The organism is Microcoleus sp. A006_D1, assembly GCF_036702805.1.
GTDB lineage: Bacteria > Cyanobacteriota > Cyanobacteriia > Cyanobacteriales > Microcoleaceae > Microcoleus.
In genome coordinates, this window is the sequence record NZ_JAUBVZ010000001.1 from 684,420 (window position 1) to 707,172 (window position 22,753).

The following is a 22,753-nucleotide window of genomic DNA, read 5'->3' on the forward strand; positions in this document are numbered from 1 at the left end:
TAATTTTAGGACACAGCACTGCTGTGTCCCGACAAATATAAGACAGCGTTTGAAACCAAGTTTATGATCGATGAGTTCCCAATCTTACTTGTCACGCAAGAAGCTTATGAAGCCTCCTCCAATGAAACTTTAGGAAGCAAATATAAGTTTTGGTTCCACCATAAAGAAATTAATCGTTGTCTGTACAAGCAAACGCGACTAAACTTGGGGGAAGATTGGGCAGAAAAAGTCTCATCTCAATTGTGCGAACTAATCGGACTTCCTCACGCTGTTTACGAATTAGCTTCAACATGGATTGGCGATCGTGGTGTGATCTCACCTAATTTTTTACCACAAGGAGGAACACTTGTACACGGTAACGAGCTTATTGCTTCAATTGTGCCAAATTACCCAACTTTCAGCACCTATGGCACATCACAACATACAATTGATCTAGTGCTGGGGATTATTGGAGGCGATTCCATAAATTTACCTCTTAATTGGACACCAATCTCTGGTATCCACAAAGCAGTGGATGTCTTTGTTGGCTATCTTTTGTTAGATGCGTGGATTGGTAACGGAGACCGTCACCATGAAAACTGGGGGATTATCCGAATGAAAACAGAATCTAATTCAACAGAAACGGAACACTTAGCACCTACTTACGATCATGCTTCAAGTTTAGGACGCGATCTTTCTGATTCTCTAAGGCAGAAACGTTCGGTTCAATCTTACACAAATAAATGTTTTTCAGCATTCTATGGCAATGTTGAAGATAAAAGAACTCTTAAAACTTTTGATGTTTTTTCACTGGTTGCTTATCGCCATCCTGAAGTAGCTAGTGTGTGGTTGGCGCAACTTTAAAATATCTCAAAAGTCAATATATTAGATATTTTTAATCGCATTAATCGCTCGCGTATATCCGCCGAGGCTAGTAATTTTGCTCAGAAAATTTTGGAAATCAATAAACATAGGCTAGTTACGTTGAGGGAAACACTATCTTGAAGACACCAAAGACCTTATTTTTAGCTTGGCAAGACCCCATTAGTCGCTATTGGTTCCCGATTGGTCGATTAACATTTGATGGAGGTCTCTATCAATTTGTTTATACGCAAGGTATAAAAGAGGCCGAAGAGCAATGTGCTTTTAAACCTTTGTCTTCGTTTCCGCGATTAAATGAAGTCTATACATCAACTCAGTTATTTCCAGTGTTCGCAAATCGGTTAATGTCTCGTTCGCGGCCTGATTATTCAAGTTTTATTGAATCGCTGAATATTCTCAAGGATGAAAACGATCCAATGGCAATTTTAGCCCGTAGTGGTGGAGAACGAGAAACCGATACACTTGCTGTTTTTCCGTGTCCAGAAGTTGACGAAGAAGGACGTTACCATCTCTATTTTTTCTTGCATGGGCTGCGACATTTACCAAGCAGTACAATTGAGCGGATTAATCAGTTTGAGCCTGGGGAAAGATTATGGTTAGCTCACGAATTTCAAAATCCCTACGATTCTCAGGCTTTAATTTTAAATACTAAAGACCACTATATTGTCGGCTATTGTCCACGATATTTGCTTGCAGAATTTTTTGAGTTGCTTCGACAAAATTCTAACTTAGAGGTGCGGGTAGAGCGTGTTAATAAACCTTTAACTCCTCTCCAATTTCGCCTGTTATGTACAATGAATGTTGATTGCAAGGATGATTTTCGTCCTTTCTCAAGTTGTCAATATCAACCATTGATTGCAAAGGTTTTGGTGTAAAAATAAGTGTTTTAAATTCCAGGCGACACCTCACTTAATTGAGAAGCAACCTAGTCATTGCGATCGCCTTCTCTGCGCTCGCAATGACAAAAAAGTTAATTCAAGCGTATTTACCTATAACCATCGCCCAAAACTGTGCAACGCTTCACTCTACTAAACATCCTCAAAAATCGCTCCGCGCTGATGTAAACTTACCTTCACATCCTCCGCAAGTCCGGCGTTATTCCCAAACCGGGCTGACTCGACATTCGCACCGCTGAAATTAGCATTTGTTAAGTTAACTTCGATCAGATTGGCGCCGCTCAAATCGGCACCGCTGAGGTTTGCTAAAGCCAGACTTGCGCGGTGCAAATCTGCGCCGCTCAAATCGGCATTTCCTAAGAAAGCGCCGCTCAAATCTGCACCGCCCAATTTGGCATTTTGTAGGTTGGCGTCGCTGAAATCGGCATCGCTCAAGTTTGCACCCCGGAAGTTGGCGCGATCGAGATTTGCGCTGCTAAAATCCACTGCACTCAAACTGGTTCCGCGCAAGCTACCGCCCGCGAAATCCAGTGCTGGATTGAGATTGGCTATTTTTGCTAACATAGCGAAATCGTCGGTTTCAGCGGAAATAATGCGATCGACCATTTCCTGCAATTGGGCTTCAGTTTCGGCGACAATTTCCACCTCGGGCTGTTCCACCGCAGGCAAATTGTAGGATAAAAGCGCCCAACTGAGAGCCGGTTGCAGTTTATTTGCTTGCAAATATACAGTCAGGATTCTTTCTAAAACCGCGTGTTGATTTGGCGTAATATCGTGCGGCCACAAACCCTCCGCATCTGTTAGATAAATATCTTCTTTAGCAACTTCAAAAGCCGCGGCGATCCGCAATGGGTTGGCGGCAAATTCTCCCAGTTTTGCACTTTTCAGCAAACCTTTCAATACTGGTTTGCCCCGTTCTAATGAAAAAATCCAAGCAGGCTTTGTATCGTCGCCTATTGTGGAAACTTGACACAACGTGCAGTCAATTTCCGGGATTTTTTCCAAATTCTCGCTGTCTGGAACTTCCCGCAGACTTTCGGTTAACAAAACTTCTGTACTGCTTTCTATTGGCGAAAGCTGGAAATCACCGACTAACTGACGCGATGCTACGGGAATTTCGCAGTTTTCCAGATTGAGCTTGAGCGTCCCGCCTTGCAGGCCAAATTTGATGCGGCCGCCGAGCAGGGGCTCCCAATGCTCGTTAAAATTGAGGCTCAAGTGAATGTCGAGCTGCTGGGTTTGGGCTGCAACCGACGGTAGTGGAATTGCTTCTAATTGCATCCACAAGCAATCTGGGTATTTGTTGTGAGACTCTAGCGATCGCATATCGGTCGAAGTGCTGGCTCTGCCAGACTGTGATGGAGATTTTGACGAGTGCTTTATTTCTATTTTATCACAATCCGGCATTTTTTTATATGTGATGATTGTGATAATTTCTCATGTGTTGGCGATCGGCGCCGAAGATCGCCCTACGTTAATTTGCTGAGGAGTTCGTCGATCGCACTTTTGGATTATATCATCAAGGGCGATGACAAACTCCTCACCTTCACTCACTAATCTGCGCCGGAAATACCGTAGACAAATCCAGAGACAACTCTGGGAAACCTGGAATTGCCACAACCTCATTCGGCAAAACCACTCGTTTCAGTCGATAATCGAAACCACCTGTTTGTTTCTGATAAGGTTCGCTGTACATTTCCAGTTGAATATCTACCAAATTAAATATCCAATAATCAGCAATCCCCGATTCAGCGTAGAGAGATAACTTGGTTCTCCGATCGTACTTCAAAGTAGAATCAGAAACTTCAATCACCAACAAAATATCAGCAGCTAGAGGGTGAGGAGATAAATAATTGTCATAACGGCGGGCAATAACCACATCAGGTTCTGGTTCGCTATCATCAGACAAAATAATCGGTTCCTGTACACGCAGGCGAGCGCGTCTTGCCAGTAAAATGATTAACTCCTCAACTAAAAGAGTATTGCAATCCGAGTGAAGCCTACCTTTAGCAGCCATTTTGATAATTTCCCCGCGAATCAATTCAACTCGGCCATCGGACTCAAAAAATCCCAGTTCTGCCAAACGGTCATATTCGGCGATCGAGAATCGTTTTGCAGTTACGCCAGTCATAGCTTTTATTGCCCTCTTTAATTAAGCTGTTCTGCATTTAAATTGTGTGTCAAAAATTAATTAAATTCTTGTGGGACGTTGCTCCTAGCCCGTCCCGAATATACAATTCAGATGCTCAACAGCTTACCAACATTCCCATTCTACTCAAAAATCCCGCCCCGTGTCCTCAACTCAACTTTTACCCCTTCCGAAATCCCCAAACAACCAGTAAATCTGGCATTTTCCACTACCACATTTTTTAAATCAGCGCGGCTCAAATCAGCACCATTTAAATTCGCGCCGCTCAAATCAACACCGCTCAAATCAGCATTCTTGAAATCAGTATTTGTCAAATTTGCATTAACTAAAAGTGCATTCGGTAAATAAGCACTGCTCAAATTCGCGCCAGTTAAATTTGCACCGCTCAAATTTGCTCTCGGCAGCTTGGTTCGCAAATCTGCACCGCTCAAGTTCGCGCTGCTGAGTTCAGCATCGCGCAAATTAGCATTGCACAAAGTAGCATCAATTAAAATAGCAGAACTTAGCAAAGCACCGCTGAGATCTGCTAAGGTCAAATCTGCGCCCTGAAGGTTAGTTTCGCGCAAATCCGCACCGTTCAAATCAGCGTATTGCAAATCAAAACCGCTTAAATCAGTCCCGGCAAAATCCTCGACGGGATTTAAACCGACTGTTTCTGCAAGTTGTACAAAATCCTGATTTTTATCGGTTAAAAACAGTTCCCGCACGATCGCCAATTGCTGCTGTCGGTACTCGTCGGCTTTCTGATAATCCGCTAAATACTTGTAAGCAAGCTTCAAACTCTTGAGAGCACTGCGCTCAATGCGATCGTCGTTGCTGCCGCGCGCGATCGACAACTGCTGCTGATAACACTCGATCGCACCAGGCAAATCTGCATTAGCATCGCAAGCCAGCGCCAAATTGCCCAAAGTTTCCAACTCAGAGCGAGAGTCGCCAGTCTCCCGCGCGATCGCCAAACGCTGCTGCTGGTAATCAATAGCACCAGAAAAATCTTCCAAAGCACAGCAAGCATTGCCCAGATTTCCCAAAGCATTCGCCTCGCCCCGGCGATCGCCAATTTCCCGCGCTAACACCAAATGCTGCCGGTAACAGTCGATCGCGCGATCGTAATTTCCCAGCGCCTCGTAAGCCACGCCCATATTACCCAGCGCCGCACCCGATCGGCGCCGATCGTCGATTTCCCGATACAGCCTCAGCGCTTCCTGCCAAGAATCCAGCGCCGCCTCAAACTGGTGCGCCTGATACTGCAAAATCCCCTGCTTAATTAGCTCGCTACCTGGTTCGCTCATACTGTCAAAATTAGTTAATAACTCAAATTGATAGTAATCGGTAATCGTTAATTAGTAATGGCTAATCGGTAATCGGTAAGCTGTCCTACATTTAAATTGTATGTCAAAAATCGCTTAAACACTCTTGTGGGACGTTGCTCTGAGCATCGTCCCGAATATACAATTTAAATTCGCAACAGCTTATCGCTCCCCCTCTCCCGATGCTTCCGCATCCGTATTTTCACGTCCGTACCCGCAAAAAAAAGACAAAAAAAGAGAGAGCTATTTAAGTAACTCTCTCTGCCATCAGGGTGCATCTACATAACAAAATATAACATGACCGGGATGAGGGGTGACACCCCCAAACGTGAAGATATTGTAAAGAAATGTATATTAAATTATAAAGATAGCACAAAGCAGCAAGGGCGATCGCGCGGCGGGATCAGGAAAAACCGATCGCCCGCCACTTGATCCGCTACACGACACCCTTAACCGCTGTTTCGGCTTAGGCGTTAAGCTTGGCTACCAGCAGCTCATTGGTCAATTTCGGATCGGCCCTGCCGCCCGTTTCCTTCATCACCTTGCCGACGAAAAAGCCCAGCAGCTTCGTTTTGCCAGCCCGGTACTGTTCGAGCTCCTTGGGATTGGCAGCCAACACGGCATCGATCGCCCGATCGATCGCCCCGGTATCCGAAATTTGAATCAAACCCTTACTCTCAACCAACTTCTGAGGCGAACCGCCATTTGCCAGCAACTCCGGCAAAATATCCTTAGCGATTTTGCCGCTGATCGTGCCAGCATCAATGAGCCCCAGCAGTTCCGCTAAATCCTGCGGTTGGAACGGAATTTCTGCGATCGCCAGTTTCTCATTTTTCAGATAAGCCGTGATATCGCCCATCACCCAATTCGCAGCTTGCTTAGTAGCAGCACCCGCGGCGATCGACTTTTCAAAATACTCCGCCACCGCTTTGTCGTCAGTCAAAACCCGCGCGTCGTAGGGAGAAAGAGCGAGATCAGATTCATAGCGGTGGCGCTTTTCGGCCGGCAATTCCGGCAGTTGAGCTTTCCAATCCCGCAATTGATCTGCCGAAACCTCGATCGGAGGCAAATCCGGTTCCGGGAAATACCGATAATCGCTCGCACCTTCCTTGAGTCGCATACTGAAAGTACACTGCTTGTTTTCATCCCAAAGCCGCGTTTCTTGGAGGATGATTTCGCCATTTTCGATAGCTTGAATTTGCCGCTCGATCTCGTAATCGATCGCCCGTTCGATCGCATTAAAAGAGTTCATATTTTTAATTTCGACTTTCGTCCCGAACTCTTTTCGACCAACCGGGCGCACCGAAATATTCACGTCGCACCGCAGGGAACCTTCCTGCATATTCCCGTCGCCAACGCCGATGTAGCGGACGATCCGGCGTATTTCTTGACCGTATTCGGCAGCTTCCGCGCCCGATCGCAAATCCGGTTCCGAAACAATTTCGATCAGAGGCACACCGGCGCGGTTGTAGTCCACCATTGAATAAGTTGAACCGCTGAGGCGATCGCTGCCGCCGTGAACCAATTTTCCGGCATCTTCCTCCATGTGCAAGCGAGTGATCCCGATTTGTTTTCTAGTAGAATTGCCCGTTTCGTCCACCATTTCAATTTCTATCGAACCGTTAATGGCGATCGGCAAATCGAACTGAGAAATTTGATAATTTTTCGGCAAATCCGGATAGAAATATTGCTTGCGGTCAAACTTACTGTAAGGTGCGATTTTGCAGTTGAGAGCAAGCCCTGCTTTCACCGCATACTCCAGGACTTTTTCATTTAATACTGGCAGCACTCCAGGCATTCCCATACAAATCGGGTCAATGTTTGTATTTGGAGCATTGCCAAATTCTGTGGAAGAACTGGAGAAAATTTTAGTATTCGTGCTCAATTGACAGTGAGTTTCGAGACCGATAACAGCTTCGTACTGAGTTTTAACTGATGCAGCAGCAGTCATAAGCGACATTAAAAATTTAATAACTTTAGATTATATTTTAGCTGTTTATTGAGCAAACCGACTTAAGATTATTTGTCCGGTAGGGACGGTTTCATTGGTGTAAACTTAAGCCTGAAATCCTTTGTCTCTCTGGTTTGTATCGAAGTCTCGATCCCCCCTAACCCCCCGAAAGCAAGGGGGGGACAGGAGTATTCTCAAAGTCCCCCGACTATCCGGGGGATTTAGGGGGATCGAGGCCCTAATCGTCAGATAGCAGTCTAGGACTACATTCGCAGCTCAAGTTGACACGAATGAGACGGTTTTCACTTCACATCAGGCAGATCTCGCAAAAAAGATCGATCGGTTGAAACCGCTTCTTCAACCCGCGGAGGCGCGTGAGAGTTTGTGTAGGCGCGGTTTCTAACCGTACGTCCGATCGGCACACCCAACGCCCTGCTACAGATTCACCAGAACCCCACGCCCGCCCGTCGCGCCAGTATCTTTTCGATCGCCCCCAAACCACAACCTTGTGCGAGAATATACTTAGCGCCCGATAATCGCGCCCGCAGTCTTGCCCAAGAGAGTTGGCTAGCGATCGGGCAAGAGTGCGAGACGATCTGCACGCCAAACCCTGGAACTGGAACGCTTTAATCGCGCCGCCCGGCTTCAACAACGGCTCCGGGCACAAATTAATAATTAAAATGTATAATTTAACCATAAATTACACATTTTTAGTTTATAAAATTTTATTAAAAAATGTCAAAGTAACACTTGCCTAAATGTCAAAAATATGCCGGAAATTTCTGTAGAAAGTGCCCCACTGTTTCAGAACAGAATGACTGAGCTAGAGCAGGCGGAATCAGCCCTTGAACTCGCTTGGAACGAACTGGAAAAACAAACAGCAGAAACCATTGCTCAGATAGCCAAATTCGGCGCAGCAAACACACAGGAAATCAGCGAGCGATTGGCTGTGGCTAAGCAACGGCGCCAGCAACTTCAAACCCAAATAAAACAATCCCAGGAGCGACGGGAATTTCACCTAGAAAACTCGCCAATGGCAGTTATAGAGTGGGACAGCGAATTTCGGGTAATGCGGTGGTCGCCCATGGCAGAACAAATATTTGGCTGGATTGCAGCAGAAGTAACCGGCAAATACTGGCACGAATGGTTAATAGTTCATGAAGAAGACTTCGAGCAAGTGTGCGCCGTCACAAATCAACTCTTGCACGGCAAAGAACCCCGCCACGTTTGCCGCAACCGCAACTATACCAAAGATGGCTCGATAATTTACTGCGAGTGGTACAATTCTGGACTAATCGATGCAGAGGGAAAAGTAGTTTCAATTCTATCTTTTGTCAGAGACATAACCGAACAACACCGCACTCAAGAAGAATTGCGGCAGTGCGAACAGGCATTTAGGGCGATCGCCGAAAATTCTACCGATATCATAGCGCGGTTCGATCGAGAACAGCGCCACCTTTACATCAACCAAGCAGTCGAAGCTGTTACCGGAAAAACCGCAGCACAATTTATCGGCAAAACTACCCAAGAATTGGGACTGTCGCCGCATTTGTGTAACCAGTTAAATGCAGCTTTCCCGAACGTTTTTTGCACAGGTAAACCAGAAACTATAGAATTTGACTATCCCACTCCCAGCGGCCAAAAATATTATCACTGTCGAATTATTCCCGAATTGGCTGAGGACAATTCAGTAGAAACAGTTTTAGCGATCGCCCGCGACATCACAGAAATAAAACAAGTCGAAGCTCAGTTGCGCCAAAGCGAAGCTCGATTTAGGCGCGTAGTCGATTCTAACATTATCGGCATATTTTTTTGGGACATTAACGGCCAGATTACCGACGCAAATCAGGCTTTTTTAAACCTAGTAGGGTATACGCGAGACGATTTGTTATCCCAAAAAATTTGCTGGCAAGGAATGACACCGCCAGAGTACCGCAGCCTTGACGCAGAAAAACTTGCAGAACTGGCAGCTACCAGCACAGCTACCCCCTTTGAAAAAGAATACATTCGCTCGGACGGCAGCCGCGTTCCGGTGATGCTAGGCGGTGCGTTTTTAGAAGGTTCGCAGCAATTTGGGGTGAGTTTTGTGCTAGACTTGACCGATCGCAAACAAGCCGAATCGGAACTGCAAAAACAGCAAGAACTTTTAGAAAGCATCATTACAACCATCCCCAACTTTCTGTACATTTACGACACAGAAGCACAGCAAAATATCTATGCAAATGCAGCCGTTACTTCCATGCTGGGCTACACTCCCGCAGAATTGCAAGAGTTGGGTACAGAAGCTGTCTCTACCTTGGTTCACCCCGAGGATATGCCCAAGTTAATTGCAGGTATGCAGCGCCTGGTAAACAGCACCAACCCCCACGAAATCGATGACATCGACTACAGGATCAAACACAAAAATGGGGAATGGCGCTGGGTGCACGATCGATCGACAATTTTCAAAAGAACCCCAGAGGGACAAATGAAGCAAGTAATCGGTTCGGTACTCGACATTAGCGAGCGCAAACAAGCCGAATCAGCCTTAAAACAGCAAAACGAAGTGCTGCAAACAATCTTCGACAACGTGCCAGTCATGCTCACATTCTTGGATTCCCAAGGTGAAATAAACTTGGTAAACCGCCACTGGGAACAAGTGCTCGGCTGGAGTTTTGAAGAAACCAAAAACCGCGATATGTTGGCGGAATTTTATCCGCAGCCGGAATACCGCCAAGAAGTTTTGGACTTCATCCAAGCAGCAACCCAGAAGTGGGGCGACTTCCAAACTAAAGTTAGAGACGGGCGAATTATCGACACTACTTGGGCAAACGTTCGCCTCTCAGACGGCAGAAGTATCGGCATCGGTCAAGATATCACCCAGCGCAAACGAGCCGAAGCAGAACTCAAACAGCTCAACGAAACTTTAGAAGCTCAAGTCGCCCAGCGTACCGCCGAATTAGAGACTTTTTTTGATGCTTTGCCCGATCGCATTTTTGTAGTAGAACGCGAAAATATGCGCCAGCCTTTTGTGAATAAACCTTTGGCAGAAATGGCAGGTTTCGACAGCAGAAATGAGATGCAGGGCAAAACTGTGTTTGAATGTTTTCCCCCTGAACTAGCCACAAAATTTGTGCGGGAAAACTTGCAGGTATTTGAATCAGGGGAAACTCTACACTTGCAAGAAAAATATATTTTGTCCGACAACAAAACTACTTACTTCGACACTTTTAAAATTCCTCTCAGGAATCTCGACGGCGAGGTTTATGCTTTAATTGGCACTTCTCGCGATATCACTGAGTTGGTAAAGACGAAACAAGCTTTGTCGGAACGCACGGAGCAATTAGAGGCTGCCAATCAAGAATTAGAATCTTTTTGCTATTCTGTTTCCCACGATCTCCGCGCTCCTTTGCGCCATATTTCAGGTTTTGTTAATGCTTTGAAACAGCGGTTACAATCAACTGAGACCTTGAACGATCCTAAAATTGTTCACTATATGGAAGTCATTGAGGAGAGCAGCCAAAAAATGAGTCTGTTGATTGACGGTTTGCTCGATCTTTCGCGGGTGGGCCGCACCGAGTTAACGCAAATTCCGATCGATCTCACCCGTTTGGTGCAAACTGCGATTAAATTGACTAAACCCCGAACTGGCGCAGAGCCGGCTCCAACTCCCGACAGCGTAGAATTTACCGTCGGAGATTTGCCGGTGGTGATGGGAGATCCCACCCTACTGCAACAGGTGTTCAGCAACTTGATTGGCAACGCCGTCAAGTTCAGCCGCGATCGCACTCCGGCTACAATAGTTATTGATGCCTTACCCGATGGAACGATTTTTGTCAAGGATAACGGCGTGGGTTTTGAGATGGAATATGCCGATCGACTGTTTGGAGCCTTTGTGCGGCTGCACTCCCAGAGAGAATTTGAAGGTACGGGCATCGGTTTGGCGATCGTCGGGCGGATTATTCACCGCCACGGCGGCACGATTTGGGCGACGAGCGTACCTAGTCAAGGAGCGACATTCTACTTTAAACTAAGCAAATAATCTCAAACGGTAATATAAATTCGCAACTTGCCAGTATAGTAGTTATAAATGCAGAATTTAGAACTATTATAAAGTTAAATAAGTCACACTATGTTCTGCAAGCCCTCGGTCGCGAGTATCAAATAAATGTGTTGAGAGCCGATGGAAAATATTTATAAAGATAACTAAAAAAATCGAGTGAGACTTCCCCAAACTCCCTCTGAGAAATGAAAAGATTTAGCAACATGAACCACCTTCAAAAACTCCAGAATTCCGTATGTTAGATCGCGAACAGACCAATTATTTACTGAACATGGTAGCGGAATCAACATTAAACTTGTTGATTGTCGAAGACATGGCAGAAGATATGGAATTAATAGTGCTCGCCTTAGAATCGGGGGGAGTTAATTTTAATTGCGACACTGCCGAAACAGCAACAGAGTGCAGACAACTGCTCCAAAATTGCCAGTACGACGCTGTGCTGTCAGATTACCGCCTGCCGGGTTTCAACGGTTTAGAAGTGTTGAAATTAATGCAGGAATTAGGGCAAGAGATCCCATTTATTTTAGTAACGGGAAGTTTGGGAGAAGAAGCGGCAGTTGATTGCATCAAAGCCGGAATGACGGATTACGTATTCAAAGGGCGGCTGTTTAGGTTGCCAACAGTCTTAGAACGATCGCTGCAAGAATACAAAATGCGCCGCCAGCAACAAGAAGCGATCGCCAAAATTCAGCGGCAAGCGACTCGTGAGGCGATCGTCAACCGCATCGTCCAAGCCATGCGCTTCACCCTTGTACTCGACGAAGTGCTGCAAACCACCGCAGATCAACTGCACGAAGCTCTCGAAATCAGCGGCTGTACGATCTTGCAGCCAGATGCCACAGGCGGCATCATAGTTCGCTACATCAGCTCATCAGCAGACAAACAACGACTCATCGGGCTAAATTGCGAATTTGCCCAACACTACCGAACCTCCCTCGCGGCCGGAGAAACCCTCGTCCTCGACGAGTTATCGAGCCTGTGTCCGTCCCTGCAAGCATCAGCAGAGTTTGTAGGGTTCCGCGCCGTGGCGATCGCGCCCCTGCTGTACCAGCAGTCATTTTTGGGAGGAATTGGCCTCTATCAGTGCGATCGGGCGCGCTCTTGGACTGCCGAAGAACTATCCCTAGTCAAAGCCATAGCCGATCAATGTGCGATCGCGATTCACCAAGCGGAACTCTACCAACAAGCACAAACCGAACTCGCAGAACGCAAACGAGCTGAAGCAGAAGTCCGCGGCATCCAGCAGCAGCTAGCCACCATGGCAGCCAACATTCCCGGCTCAGTCTACCGCGTCGTGCTGCATCCAGACGGCACAATGTCCATGCCCTACATCAGTCCGGGCGTCCGCGAAGTGACTGGGATTGGGCCAGAAGAAGTAATGGCGCGCCCGGAACGGTTGACCGAAATTATTCATCCCGACGACAAAAACTCCTTTGACGGCAGCGTAGCAGCATCGAGTGCCAGTCTCCAGCCCTGCGATCGCCAGTACCGGATCGTGTTAAATTCCGGCGAAGTCAAGTGGGTGCAAGACAGCGCCAAATTTTCCAAAAACGAAAACGGCGATATCATCATAGACGGAGTAGCCCTCGACATCAGCGGACGTAAACAAGCCGAATCAGCCCTGCGGCAACGCGAACAGCGATTTCGATCGCTGATTGAAAACGCCACAGACATCACGATTATTCTCGATGCCGATGGCATATTCCGCTACATCAGCCCTTCCGTCAAGCGAATTTTAGGCTACGGGCCGCACCACGCGATCGGACGCAGCGCCCTAGAAACCGTTCACCCCGAGGACTGCACTGCGATCGCCCAAACCCTCCAAAAAGCCCTTGCAAACCCCAAAACAAGCCAGTCCCCAGTTGAGTACAGAGTCCGCCACCGCAACGGTTCCTGGTGTTATGTAGAAGCAGTAGCCACCAACTTGCTGCACGATCCCGCAGTCAATGGCATCGTGATCAACTGCCACGACATCACTCAGCGCAAACTCGCCGAAGAACAACTGCTGCACGAGGCTTTTCACGACTCCCTGACCGGCTTGCCCAACCGAGCGCTATTTACCGATCGGCTGGAACACTCTCTGAGGCTGGCAAAACGGCGCAAAGACTACTTGTTTGCCGTGCTATTTCTCGATTTAGATCGATTTAAAGTAGTCAACGATTCTCTCGGCCATGCGATCGGCGATCAACTGCTAGTTGCGATCGCCCGCCGTCTCGAAGCTTGTCTGAGGGCCGGAGATACAGTGGCCCGCCTCGGAGGAGACGAGTTCGTGCTTTTGCTTGAAGACATCGACGGCGTAAACGAAGCTACCAGCATCGTCAACCGCCTGCAAAAGAAAATCACCTCCCCCATCCTACTAGACGGACACGAAGTCTTTATCACCGCCAGCATCGGCATTGCTTTGAGTTCTGGCGAATACGAAGAACCGATCAACCTGCTGCGTGACGCTGACACCGCCATGTACCGCGCCAAAGAACTCGGCAGAGCTCGACACGAAGTTTTCAACAGTTCCATGCACGCCCACGCTTTGCGGCTGTTGCAGCTAGAAAATGACCTGCGGCGGGCGATCGAATCAATTAAAGACCCGGCCAGAGAAGAAGACTCTCCCCAATCTCCCCAATTTCCACCATCAGGCTTACCTCCCATGAACGCAGCCCCCCAGTTTATCATTCACTACCAGCCGATCGTGTCGATCGCCAATAACACAATTAACGGTTTCGAGGCCCTAGTGCGCTGGCAGCATCCAGAACGCGGCTTAGTTTCTCCCAACGAATTTATTCCCATCGCCGAAGAAACCGGCTTGATTGTACCGCTGGGCCGCTGGGTACTGCGTACAGCTTGCCAGCAAATTCGCGAGTGGCAGCAGCTATTTCAAAACAACCCGCCCTTAAGCGTCAGCGTCAACCTTTCAGTCAAACAGTTTTCTCAGCCAGATTTAATCGAATACATCGATCGAGTTCTCGAAGAAAGTCACCTCCACGGCAGCAGTTTAAAACTAGAAATTACCGAAAGCGTACTCATAGAAAATTCCGAATCAGTAACAGCAATGCTGGTGGAACTCAGAGCCCGCAACATACACCTGTGCATTGACGATTTCGGCACCGGGTATTCATCACTCTCCTACCTGCACCGCTTCCCCACCAATACCTTAAAAATAGACCGCTCTTTTGTGAGCAGGATGGGAGGTGATTTCGACCTCGGCAAAGGAGGCATTGACCCGACAGAAATTGTGCGGTCGATCGTTACTTTGTCGCACAATTTAGGCATGGATGTTGTAGCCGAAGGAGTAGAAGAAGCCTCGCAACTATCTATACTCAAAGGGTTAAAATGCGAGTTCGCCCAAGGATTCTTTTTCTCAAAGCCAGTAGACTCTCAAACAGCAGCAGGTCTCATCCGACAGCAAGCAGAAAATCAGAATTTGCTCGCATTTAGTTTGTTAGAGAAAAGCAGTTAAAAAAACACGGCACTTTGTGCGTCCCATTTCAGCTTAAAATCTTAAAATATTTTAAAGCTGTCCCTAACTGGCGTCATCCAAATCATTATGGCTATTGGCTACCTCGCCCTCGTTCTCCACGCCCACCTGCCCTTTGTCCGCCACCCCGAAAGCGACTACGTTTTAGAAGAAGAATGGCTGTTTGAGGCGATCGCCGAAACCTACATTCCCCTGCTGCAAGTGTTTGAAGGGCTCAAACGCGACGGCATCGACTTTAAAATTACCATGAGCATGACACCGCCCTTGGTGTCAATGCTGCGCGACCCCTTGCTGCAAGACCGTTTCGACGACCACTTAGCCAAACTCGAAGAACTAGCGGATCTTGAAATTGAACACCACAGCGGCAACGGTCACCTCCGATATTTGGCAGAACATTACGCCGCCCACTTCTCTCAAGTCCGCAATTATTGGGAAAAGTGCGATCGAGATTTAGTAAAAGCCTTCAAACAATTTCAAGACAGCAACAACCTTGAAATCATGACCTGCGGGGCCACCCACGGCTACCTACCGCTGATGAAAATGTACCCCGAAGCAGTGTGGGCGCAAATACAAGTAGCCTGCGAAAGCTACGAACAAAACTTCGGCCGCCGACCAAAAGGCATTTGGCTGCCCGAATGCGCCTACTACGAGGGCTTAGAGAGGATGTTAGCCGACGCCGGCCTCCGCTACTTTCTCACAGACGGTCACGGCATCCTCTACGCCCGCCCGCGTCCCCGCTACGGTAGCTACGCCCCGATTTTCACAGAATGCGGAGTAGCAGCCTTTGGTAGGGATCACGAATCATCGCAGCAAGTTTGGTCATCCGAAGTCGGCTATCCCGGCGCCGCCGAATACCGCGAATTCTACAAAGATTTGGGTTGGGAAGCCGAATACGACTACATCAAGCCCTACATCATGCCCAACGGCCAGCGCAAAAACACCGGGATTAAGTATCACAAAATCACCGGTCGCGGACTGGGTTTAGGCGACAAACAGTTATACGATCCGTACTGGGCGCGGGAAAAAGCCGCCGAACACGCCAGCAACTTTGCATTCAACCGAGAACGGCAAGTCGAACACCTCAACGGCATCATGCAGCGTCCCCCGATTATTGTATCGCCTTATGACGCGGAACTTTTCGGTCATTGGTGGTACGAAGGGCCTTGGTTCTTAGATTACTTGTTCCGCAAGAGTTGGTACGACCAAAATACCTACGAGATGACGCACTTAGCCGATTATTTGCGAGGAAATCCGACTCAGCAAGTGTGCCGTCCATCTCAGTCTAGTTGGGGTTTCCGGGGTTTCCACGAATATTGGCTGAATGATACTAATGCTTGGATTTATCCGCACTTACACAAGGCTGCGGAACGGATGATTGAGTTGGGAAACATGGAAGCAGAGGATGAGTTGCAGTTGCGGGCTTTGAATCAGGCTGCGCGGGAAGTGTTGTTAGCTCAATCGTCTGACTGGGCGTTTATCATGCGTACAGGGACGATGGTGCCCTATGCGGTGCGGCGGACGCGATCGCACTTAATGCGCTTTCACAAGCTGTACGATGAAGTGAAAGAGGGCAAAGTCGATTCCGGCTGGTTGGAGAAGGTTCAGGAGATTGATAACATCTTCCCTGAGATTAATTATCGCGTTTATCGATCGCTCTAAGCAAACTTCGAGCCAATTTCCGACAGATTAAAACCCGCCAGTGCGGGTTTTTTTCATACATTTATTATTCAATACGCTTGGGTTAGCGCTATTATCATTGTTCGCTGTGCAAGAGCGAAGCAATCGCCGAGACTATGGCTATTATCAATTAACTGAGGGAAAGAGGGAGCAGTTACTTTTTCAACTCAAGCATATGGCTGTATAACTCACAAAGATTTATGCAATACACAAGATTGCATAAGTCTTTTGTTGATCGGTCAACCGCAGATATAAGGCAGATATCAACTACATATAAAGCAGATGAATTTCAAGATAGAAAAGCGAATGAATGCAAGAAGTCTAATGACTCAAAAGAGGTGATCGCTTGTTTGAGATGGGAGAGCGATCGCCCTTTTTAGTTAGCATCTTGCAATAGTCGTGCAGCGTTCGCGAAGCGTTACCGCAGGGTAGCTATCCCGTAGGGAATCTCCCTTTACAACTTTTTCACTGGTGACGGGCGATCGCTTTGTTAAGAGGGGAACAGCTATCGCTCGATCGCTTTTCTGCGCCTACTTGAAAGTACGCGCGAGCGTTCGCGAAGCGTTCCCGCAGGGTAGCTATCCCGTAGGGAATCGCCCTTGAACCCCTCGCGGAGAAATGAGGTTGAGGCCAAAAAGTAGGAGCTCGTCCGAAAGATAAAACACATTTTTCGATTAACAGTTGACAGTTTACTGTGTATAATTCATATTTCTAGAAGTAAGTTTAAAACAATCCAAATGTCTATATTAATTCCCTGGAAATTTACTCAATTGCTACTAGCACAAACTAGCTCCTGCCATAATGTCGGGCAGGGAGAGTTAATCGCTATCATAGCTTTACTAGGGGGACTTTTAACCTTTGCCGCTACGGCTGGTCTGCCAACAGTGACAATTGCTTCAATAGGCGCTGTTTCCGCGAAGCTTATGGCTTTTGTGACAGTCGGTGCTAGCTTGGCTTCGATAACCTTGCCATTTGACGGACTTTTACATATCGCGGCTGTGGCGGCTGTAGTCGAAGGCATTAAGCACATCTTAGGATGTGGTTAATTGCAGCGGTAAGCAGTGTTAATTAAAGTAGATTACGCAGTCGGAACTCAGCAAAAGCTAGTGTCATATAGGCGATCGCACTTTTGGCATCCAAAGGTTGATCGCCCTTTACTACTTTTTCACTCTTAGGCGGGCGATCACCCTTTTAGTGTCGTGCCGGTCGATCGCCCTTTACAAAGTAGTCAAACAGCATTTTGAACAGACGGAACGCTTGACAATAGAGAATTACTGCTGAATAATTTCAACTATTTTAGCGATCGCCTCGTTCAACTTCTCAGCCTTAAGCTTACCAGCTTTATAAAGTATAATTTCTCGGTCAGCCGTAAACAAGCGATTAGGTCTAATGTTGCTCGTAAGGTTTCAGTCCGCCCTCACTAAAATCACTACTTTCAAGAGTAATAGCATAGCGATCGGCTATTCTCTGGCTAGTAATCTGACAAAGAATTAGATCGTCTCCTGTCAAAGTTGCTATAACTAAAGCCGGTCGGCGCTTGGCTTGTGTTAAATCTGAAAATGGGAATGGAACAACTACCACATCACCTTTTACAAATTCTGCCATGCTTCATCCTCCTCTGACTTTAACCAGTCTTTTTGCAAAGCAGATTCACTGAGCAGGCTTGATTCTAACTTATTTTTATCATATTTTACTTTTAGAAATTGCAGGAAATCCCAAACTTCTTCTAATATAAATTCTGGAATATTATCCACTTCTTTAAGGAGCAATTCTTTAGCGTTCATGTCATTTACCTATAAAGACATAGTAACTGTTCATCTATGATAGCATCCTTGAGATTAGGAGCGATCGGTCTTTTGGTCAGGGATGAAGACGGCGATCGGCTGCGATTGAGTAAAATGGGCGATTCACGACTAACCCACTGATTCAACGCCAAAAGGGATCACGCCCTTTTTGACATCGTGCCGGTGCGCGCGAGCGTAGCTATCCCGCGCGTGAATCGCCCTTTACGACTTTTTCACGCGCGAAGGGCGATCGCAATCCCCGCAACCTCGATCGCACTTCTCGCCCAAATATAAACTTTTGTGATAATCTAATTTTTGTAGCTTTAGATACAGAATTATCTGATATAGTCATAAATAGGAACAGAAAACCAGCCAAAATTAATCAAGGAAAACGGAGGAACCGCATATGTCTACCGAAAATCAAGCTCGCTCTCTGATGATGCGCCACCACCACATGGTGAAGAACCGGCAGCAATCCATGCTCAACCGCAGCGCCACCGAAGTCGGGATGGAAGATAGCCACTACTGGGGTCACATTCAAGGCAAGCCACAGCCCAGCCTTAAAGACAGTTACGATCGCAGCAACGCCAGCATGAGCTAAGGCAAAGCTCAATTTCCCCAATTGCCCGCAAACCTATTACCTACATTTGGAGAAACCAGTTATGTCTACTCAAGAACAAGCCCGCAGCCTGATGATGCGCCAACAACACCTCGTTAAGAACCGCCAGCAATCTCTGCTGAGCCGCACGGCTGCTGAAGTTAGTTTAGATACTGGTTCTCAGGCGAGTGTCGATCGCAAATAACTCGTTTTTTCAACAGCGAGACAGTTGAATCGAGTTTGTTGTTTGCCAGCTATAAATTAATCATGTCAGTTACAAAACCATCGCGACTTCTTCTTGAGTTCGAGCTCTAAAGAGGAAGTCGCGATTAATTTTATTAGTCAGTAGTCAGTAGTCAGTTGACAGTTGACAGTTGACAGTTGGGAATTGGCAATTGGCAATTGGCAAGATTTCGGTTGTAGTGCTTGCGAGCAAAAAGTGAGCTTGCATGAGAGTTGGCTCGCCTAAAACGTATACATCACAAACAATAAAAGACGTTTGTGCCGAGAAACTTGATATAATCCCTTTTCAGCAGATTGAAGGCTACTAGGGAGGTCATCATGTCGGACTGGAAAGAAATTGACGGCGGAGTTACAGCACCCAGAGGATATCGAGCATCTGGAATTACAGCAGGTTTGAAGCCTTCAGGCTTGCCGGATTTAAGTTTGATTTTATCAGACGTGGAGGCGATCGCCGCGGGAGTCTTCACCACATCCACAGTCCGGGCTGCTTGCGTGGACTACTGCCGCCAGCGTTTGCAAGCGAAACCCAGCGCCAAAGCAATTTTGTGCAATGCCGGACAAGCAAATGCTGCGACGGGCGAAGCAGGCTTAGCAGATGCCCTCGAAAGCGCGAAATTGTTGGCCCAAGCGCTGAATATTCCTTCTGAATCGATTCTTTTGGCATCCACTGGTGTGATCGGACAGCGGATTAAAATGGAACCGTTGAGGGCGGGAATTCCCCGATTGGTTGCTGAGGCATCGGAAACTGGTTCAGATGCGGCGGCTAAGGCTATTTGTACGACTGATTTAGTGCCGAAAACGATCGCCCTGGAAACCATGTTTGGCGATCGCCCCGTCCGCATCGGCGGCATTTGCAAAGGTTCGGGAATGATTCACCCAAATATGGCAACAATGCTGGCATTTGTAACTTGCGATGCAGCAGTGTCATCGCATTTGTGGCAGGAAATGGTGAGTCGGGCGGCTAACAGGAGTTTCAATCAAATTACTGTTGACGGCGATACCAGTACCAACGATTCGCTAATTGCTTTGACTAACGGCCAATCTCGCACGCCAGCAATTACGGAAATGGGCCCGGATGCGGAAAAATTAGAGGCGATGCTGACAGAAGTTTGCGTGCATTTAGCAAAGGCGATCGCCCGCGATGGCGAAGGTGCAACTTGTTTGGTGGAAGTGCAAGTTAGTGGCGCCACTGACGAAGTTTCTGCGAGTAAAATTGCCAAAACAATTGTCGGTTCTTCTTTGGTAAAAGCTGCGATTTTTGGACGCGATCCGAATTGGGGAAGGATTGCGGCGGCGGCGGGGCGCGCTGGTGTTGCTTTTGAACAGGAGAATTTGCGGATTCAATTGGGGGATTTTTTGATGATGGAAAACGGACAACCCAAAGAGTTCGATAAATCTGCTGCGAGTAATTACATGAAAGCGGCGGCTGCTGGTGAATATCTGAAGGAAGACACGGTTTTAATTCAGGTTGGTGTGGGGAATGGCGGCGGTTTTGCGAAGGCTTGGGGATGTGATTTGAGTTACGACTACGTGAAGATTAACGCGGAGTATACGACTTAATGCCCCGGCGATTGAAATCGCGGCGACACAGCCCCGGCGATTGAAATCGCGGCGACACAGCCCCGGCGATTGAAATCGCGGCGACACAGACACTCACCCGCCTCCGCGGGTTGAAGATGTCTCGACGATTGAAATCGCGGCGACGCAGCCCCGGCGATTTCAATCGCGGCGATACAGACACTCACGCGCCTCCGCGGGTTGAAGACAAATTTCACACATTTTTAATAGCAATGAGAGACAATTTTACCCAGTTATCAGAAAGTTGGGTTTAAAACCCCGTGCTTTGAGCATCGGCTTTGTATTTACTGGTGTTGCACCTGCCACTAAATATGTTAAGGTAGTGAAATGCTAACCATGAATTACCGCTATCGAATCTATCCCAATATTACTCAAGAACAGTCACTCAAAGATTGGATGGATGTTTGTCGCGATGCCTATAACTATGGGCTGCGCGAAATTAAGGATTGGTGCAATAGCCGGAAGTGCATGGTTGACAGATGCTCTATCAGTCATGAATATATCATGGCCGCTGATAGTCCTTTCCCTAGCGAAGTGAATCAGCTTAATGCTTTGCCAAGCGCTAAAAAGGTATTTCCCCGATTAGGTGAAGTACCAAGCCAAGTCTTGCAACAAGCTATTAAACAACTGCACCGAGCATGGGATGGGTTTCAAAAAGCTGGGCATGGATTCCCCAGATTTAAAAAGTTTGGACAATTCAAGTCTTTGCTGTTTCCCCAATTTAAACAGAATCCAGTGCAGGGAGTGCATATTGCCTTGCCTAAGTTGGGGCCCATTCCAGTTAACACGGGCGATCGCCCGATACCGAGTGGCTTTGTAGTTAAGCAGGTTCGGATAATTAACAAGGCTGATATATGGTACGCTGACATCAATATTCAGTGTGATGTTAACGTTCCCAACCCCATGCCTCATGGTCATCCAATTGGGGTAGACGTTGGACTTTCCAAGTTTTTGGCAACTAGCGACGGAGTTCTTGTAAAATCGCCTAAGTTCTTGAAAGTGATGCAAAGCAAGCTGAAATTGCTGCAACGCAGACTTGATCGGAAAAAGAAGCGCTCTAAAAATTACGAAAAACAACGGATTAAAGTCGCTAGAATCCACCACACAATTGATAATACCCGCAAGGATTTTCACTTCAAACAAGCTCACGCCCTTTGCGATGCGGGTGATATGGTCTTCATGGAAGACTTGGATTATCGAATTCTCGCCAAAGGGATGCTTGGCAAACAGATGCTGGATGCTGGTTTTGGACAATTCCGAACTATCACCAAGTACGTGTGCTGGAAGCGTGGCAAGTTCTTTGGGGAAGTTAGCGCTAGGGGGACTTCTCAAGAATGTCCTGAGTGTGGCGCAACTGTTAAAAAAGACTTGAGCGTTAGGGTACATCATTGTCAAGAGTGTGGATTCATTGCCGATAGAGATGTGGCTAGTGGACAAGTAATTAGAAATAGAGGAATAGAGTTAATTAGTACCGATGGGCAGTCGGGAATCCAAAACGCCTATGCAGACGGTTTGCCGGGGGCTGAGATATCTCGGTCTAGGTCAAAGTCGAAAACCCGCAAGGGAACAACTAGGAAATCTTTGAAGTGATTCAAAGAAGCTCCGTACCCTGACAGTCGGAGTCATGTCACATATCCATTTTACTTGGGCAACCTGGGATAGATTGCCGTTGATTACTCCTGATATTCAACAATTTATCTATGCAGCAATTATTGCAGAATGTCAGAAATTGGGATGCACAGTGATTGCCGTTGGTGGCATAGAAGATCACGTTCACCTGTTAACAGGTTTTCCGACGACTTTAGCTGTATTTGAGATAATTAAGCAAGTCAAGGGTAGTTCTTCCCATTTAATCACTCACGAAATTAAACCGGGTGATTTTTTTAAATGGCAAGGCAGCTATGGGGCGTTTACTGTTAGCCGTGATGCGATCGACATTGTAGCTAAATATATCAGAAATCTAGCTGTTCACCACAAGGAGAAATCAATGATTCCTCATTGGGAACTGACTCACAAATCACTAGATAATCTCAATCGCCTGTGATTCTTCAACCCGCGGAGGCGGGTTTCGTTTGTGTCGCCGCGAATTCGATTCGCCGGGAATCTCAACCACCCGCGATTCTTGAATCCAAAATTTCTTCAACCCGCGTCGGCGGGTTTCGTTTGTGTCGCCGCGAATTCGATTCGCCGGGAAT

The 22,753-nt window shown here is 47.2% G+C and carries 18 protein-coding genes; 11 read left to right on the forward strand and 7 right to left on the reverse strand.

Annotated elements, in window-relative coordinates; genetic code table 11:
- Positions 1-63 precede the first annotated feature (63 nt).
- Together QUB68_RS02790 and QUB68_RS02795 are read left to right on the forward strand one after the other, a co-directional pair.
- Positions 64-843, forward strand: a complete 780-nt coding sequence (locus QUB68_RS02790; protein ID WP_332989160.1) for a hypothetical protein — start codon at positions 64-66, stop codon at positions 841-843.
- Between the two features lie 137 nt (positions 844-980).
- Positions 981-1,736, forward strand: coding sequence for an HIRAN domain-containing protein (locus QUB68_RS02795; protein WP_332989162.1), 756 nt, complete (start codon positions 981-983; stop codon positions 1,734-1,736).
- Between the two features lie 153 nt (positions 1,737-1,889).
- Here the strand turns inward: QUB68_RS02795 and QUB68_RS02800 are convergent, their stop codons facing one another.
- From QUB68_RS02800 to gatB, 4 genes are all read right to left on the reverse strand, one after another.
- Positions 1,890-3,164, reverse strand: coding sequence for a pentapeptide repeat-containing protein (locus QUB68_RS02800; RefSeq protein ID WP_332989164.1), 1,275 nt, complete (start codon positions 3,162-3,164; stop codon positions 1,890-1,892).
- Positions 3,165-3,303: 139 nt separating this feature from the next.
- Complete coding sequence (locus QUB68_RS02805; RefSeq protein WP_332989166.1) at positions 3,304-3,888, reverse strand: Uma2 family endonuclease; 585 nt, start codon at positions 3,886-3,888, stop codon at positions 3,304-3,306.
- A gap of 140 nt (positions 3,889-4,028) precedes the next feature.
- Positions 4,029-5,195, reverse strand: coding sequence for a pentapeptide repeat-containing protein (locus QUB68_RS02810; RefSeq protein WP_332989168.1), 1,167 nt, complete (start codon positions 5,193-5,195; stop codon positions 4,029-4,031).
- 484 nt (positions 5,196-5,679) lie between these two features.
- Positions 5,680-7,164: an Asp-tRNA(Asn)/Glu-tRNA(Gln) amidotransferase subunit GatB gene (gene gatB / locus QUB68_RS02815; protein ID WP_332989231.1), complete on the reverse strand. Its 1,485-nt coding sequence runs from the start codon at positions 7,162-7,164 to the stop codon at positions 5,680-5,682.
- Between the two features lie 814 nt (positions 7,165-7,978).
- Here gatB and QUB68_RS02820 point away from each other — a divergent pair.
- The 4 genes from QUB68_RS02820 to QUB68_RS02835 all read left to right on the forward strand — a co-directional run bounded on the left by QUB68_RS02820 (position 7,979) and on the right by QUB68_RS02835 (position 17,401).
- Complete coding sequence (locus QUB68_RS02820) at positions 7,979-11,185, forward strand: PAS domain-containing sensor histidine kinase (protein ID WP_332989170.1); 3,207 nt, start codon at positions 7,979-7,981, stop codon at positions 11,183-11,185.
- A gap of 256 nt (positions 11,186-11,441) precedes the next feature.
- Positions 11,442-14,660 (forward strand): EAL domain-containing protein, encoded by a 3,219-nt coding sequence (locus QUB68_RS02825; RefSeq protein WP_332989172.1) that lies wholly within the window; start codon positions 11,442-11,444, stop codon positions 14,658-14,660.
- 87 nt (positions 14,661-14,747) lie between these two features.
- A complete protein-coding gene (locus QUB68_RS02830) occupies positions 14,748-16,337 on the forward strand; it encodes a glycoside hydrolase family 57 protein (RefSeq protein ID WP_332989174.1) in 1,590 nt (529 codons plus the stop codon).
- Between the two features lie 755 nt (positions 16,338-17,092).
- Positions 17,093-17,401, forward strand: coding sequence for a hypothetical protein (locus QUB68_RS02835; protein WP_332989176.1), 309 nt, complete (start codon positions 17,093-17,095; stop codon positions 17,399-17,401).
- A gap of 340 nt (positions 17,402-17,741) precedes the next feature.
- Here QUB68_RS02835 and QUB68_RS02840 read toward each other — a convergent pair whose 3' ends face one another.
- From QUB68_RS02840 to QUB68_RS02850, 3 genes are all read right to left on the reverse strand, one after another.
- The gene (locus QUB68_RS02840) at positions 17,742-17,960 is read right to left on the reverse strand and encodes a type II toxin-antitoxin system PemK/MazF family toxin (protein ID WP_332989177.1); all 219 of its coding nucleotides are present in this window, start codon (positions 17,958-17,960) and stop codon (positions 17,742-17,744) included.
- Positions 17,945-18,139, reverse strand: coding sequence for a hypothetical protein (locus QUB68_RS02845; RefSeq protein WP_293128907.1), 195 nt, complete (start codon positions 18,137-18,139; stop codon positions 17,945-17,947). Before QUB68_RS02845 ends, QUB68_RS02840 begins: the two co-directional genes overlap by 16 nt.
- A gap of 199 nt (positions 18,140-18,338) precedes the next feature.
- Positions 18,339-18,491 carry a hypothetical protein gene (locus QUB68_RS02850; protein ID WP_332989180.1) on the reverse strand — a complete coding sequence of 51 codons (153 nt, stop codon included), beginning with the start codon at positions 18,489-18,491 and terminating at the stop codon, positions 18,339-18,341.
- Positions 18,492-18,545: 54 nt separating this feature from the next.
- On the opposite strand from QUB68_RS02850, the gene QUB68_RS02855 reads away from it, so the two are divergent.
- The 5 genes from QUB68_RS02855 to tnpA all read left to right on the forward strand — a co-directional run bounded on the left by QUB68_RS02855 (position 18,546) and on the right by tnpA (position 22,602).
- Positions 18,546-18,740, forward strand: coding sequence for a hypothetical protein (locus tag QUB68_RS02855; RefSeq protein WP_332989182.1), 195 nt, complete (start codon positions 18,546-18,548; stop codon positions 18,738-18,740).
- 61 nt (positions 18,741-18,801) lie between these two features.
- Positions 18,802-18,942 carry a hypothetical protein gene (locus tag QUB68_RS02860; RefSeq protein ID WP_332989232.1) on the forward strand — a complete coding sequence of 47 codons (141 nt, stop codon included), beginning with the start codon at positions 18,802-18,804 and terminating at the stop codon, positions 18,940-18,942.
- 356 nt (positions 18,943-19,298) lie between these two features.
- Entirely contained in the window at positions 19,299-20,540 is a 1,242-nt protein-coding gene (argJ, locus tag QUB68_RS02865) for a bifunctional ornithine acetyltransferase/N-acetylglutamate synthase (RefSeq protein WP_332989183.1), read from the forward strand.
- A gap of 345 nt (positions 20,541-20,885) precedes the next feature.
- A complete protein-coding gene (locus QUB68_RS02870; RefSeq protein WP_332989185.1) occupies positions 20,886-22,148 on the forward strand; it encodes an RNA-guided endonuclease InsQ/TnpB family protein in 1,263 nt (420 codons plus the stop codon).
- Positions 22,149-22,182: 34 nt separating this feature from the next.
- Complete coding sequence (gene tnpA / locus QUB68_RS02875; RefSeq protein ID WP_332989187.1) at positions 22,183-22,602, forward strand: IS200/IS605 family transposase; 420 nt, start codon at positions 22,183-22,185, stop codon at positions 22,600-22,602.
- Positions 22,603-22,753 lie beyond the last annotated feature (151 nt).

What these genes read in the sequence shown, in the direction of transcription:
- QUB68_RS02845 (WP_293128907.1), bottom strand. Translation starts at nt 18,139, where the DNA reads ATGAACGCTAAAGAATTGCTCCTTAAAGAAGTGGATAATATTCCAGAA.
- QUB68_RS02870 (WP_332989185.1), top strand. Translation starts at nt 20,886, where the DNA reads ATGCTAACCATGAATTACCGCTATCGAATCTATCCCAATATTACTCAA.
- QUB68_RS02825 (WP_332989172.1), top strand. Translation starts at nt 11,442, where the DNA reads ATGTTAGATCGCGAACAGACCAATTATTTACTGAACATGGTAGCGGAA.
- QUB68_RS02840 (WP_332989177.1), bottom strand. Translation starts at nt 17,960, where the DNA reads ATGGCAGAATTTGTAAAAGGTGATGTGGTAGTTGTTCCATTCCCATTT.
- tnpA (WP_332989187.1), top strand. Translation starts at nt 22,183, where the DNA reads ATGTCACATATCCATTTTACTTGGGCAACCTGGGATAGATTGCCGTTG.
- QUB68_RS02810 (WP_332989168.1), bottom strand. Translation starts at nt 5,195, where the DNA reads ATGAGCGAACCAGGTAGCGAGCTAATTAAGCAGGGGATTTTGCAGTAT.
- QUB68_RS02855 (WP_332989182.1), top strand. Translation starts at nt 18,546, where the DNA reads ATGTCTACCGAAAATCAAGCTCGCTCTCTGATGATGCGCCACCACCAC.
- QUB68_RS02790 (WP_332989160.1), top strand. Translation starts at nt 64, where the DNA reads ATGATCGATGAGTTCCCAATCTTACTTGTCACGCAAGAAGCTTATGAA.
- argJ (WP_332989183.1), top strand. Translation starts at nt 19,299, where the DNA reads ATGTCGGACTGGAAAGAAATTGACGGCGGAGTTACAGCACCCAGAGGA.
- QUB68_RS02805 (WP_332989166.1), bottom strand. Translation starts at nt 3,888, where the DNA reads ATGACTGGCGTAACTGCAAAACGATTCTCGATCGCCGAATATGACCGT.
- QUB68_RS02820 (WP_332989170.1), top strand. Translation starts at nt 7,979, where the DNA reads ATGACTGAGCTAGAGCAGGCGGAATCAGCCCTTGAACTCGCTTGGAAC.
- QUB68_RS02800 (WP_332989164.1), bottom strand. Translation starts at nt 3,164, where the DNA reads ATGCCGGATTGTGATAAAATAGAAATAAAGCACTCGTCAAAATCTCCA.
- QUB68_RS02850 (WP_332989180.1), bottom strand. Translation starts at nt 18,491, where the DNA reads ATGACTATATCAGATAATTCTGTATCTAAAGCTACAAAAATTAGATTA.
- QUB68_RS02835 (WP_332989176.1), top strand. Translation starts at nt 17,093, where the DNA reads ATGTCTATATTAATTCCCTGGAAATTTACTCAATTGCTACTAGCACAA.
- gatB (WP_332989231.1), bottom strand. Translation starts at nt 7,164, where the DNA reads ATGACTGCTGCTGCATCAGTTAAAACTCAGTACGAAGCTGTTATCGGT.
- QUB68_RS02860 (WP_332989232.1), top strand. Translation starts at nt 18,802, where the DNA reads ATGTCTACTCAAGAACAAGCCCGCAGCCTGATGATGCGCCAACAACAC.
- QUB68_RS02830 (WP_332989174.1), top strand. Translation starts at nt 14,748, where the DNA reads ATGGCTATTGGCTACCTCGCCCTCGTTCTCCACGCCCACCTGCCCTTT.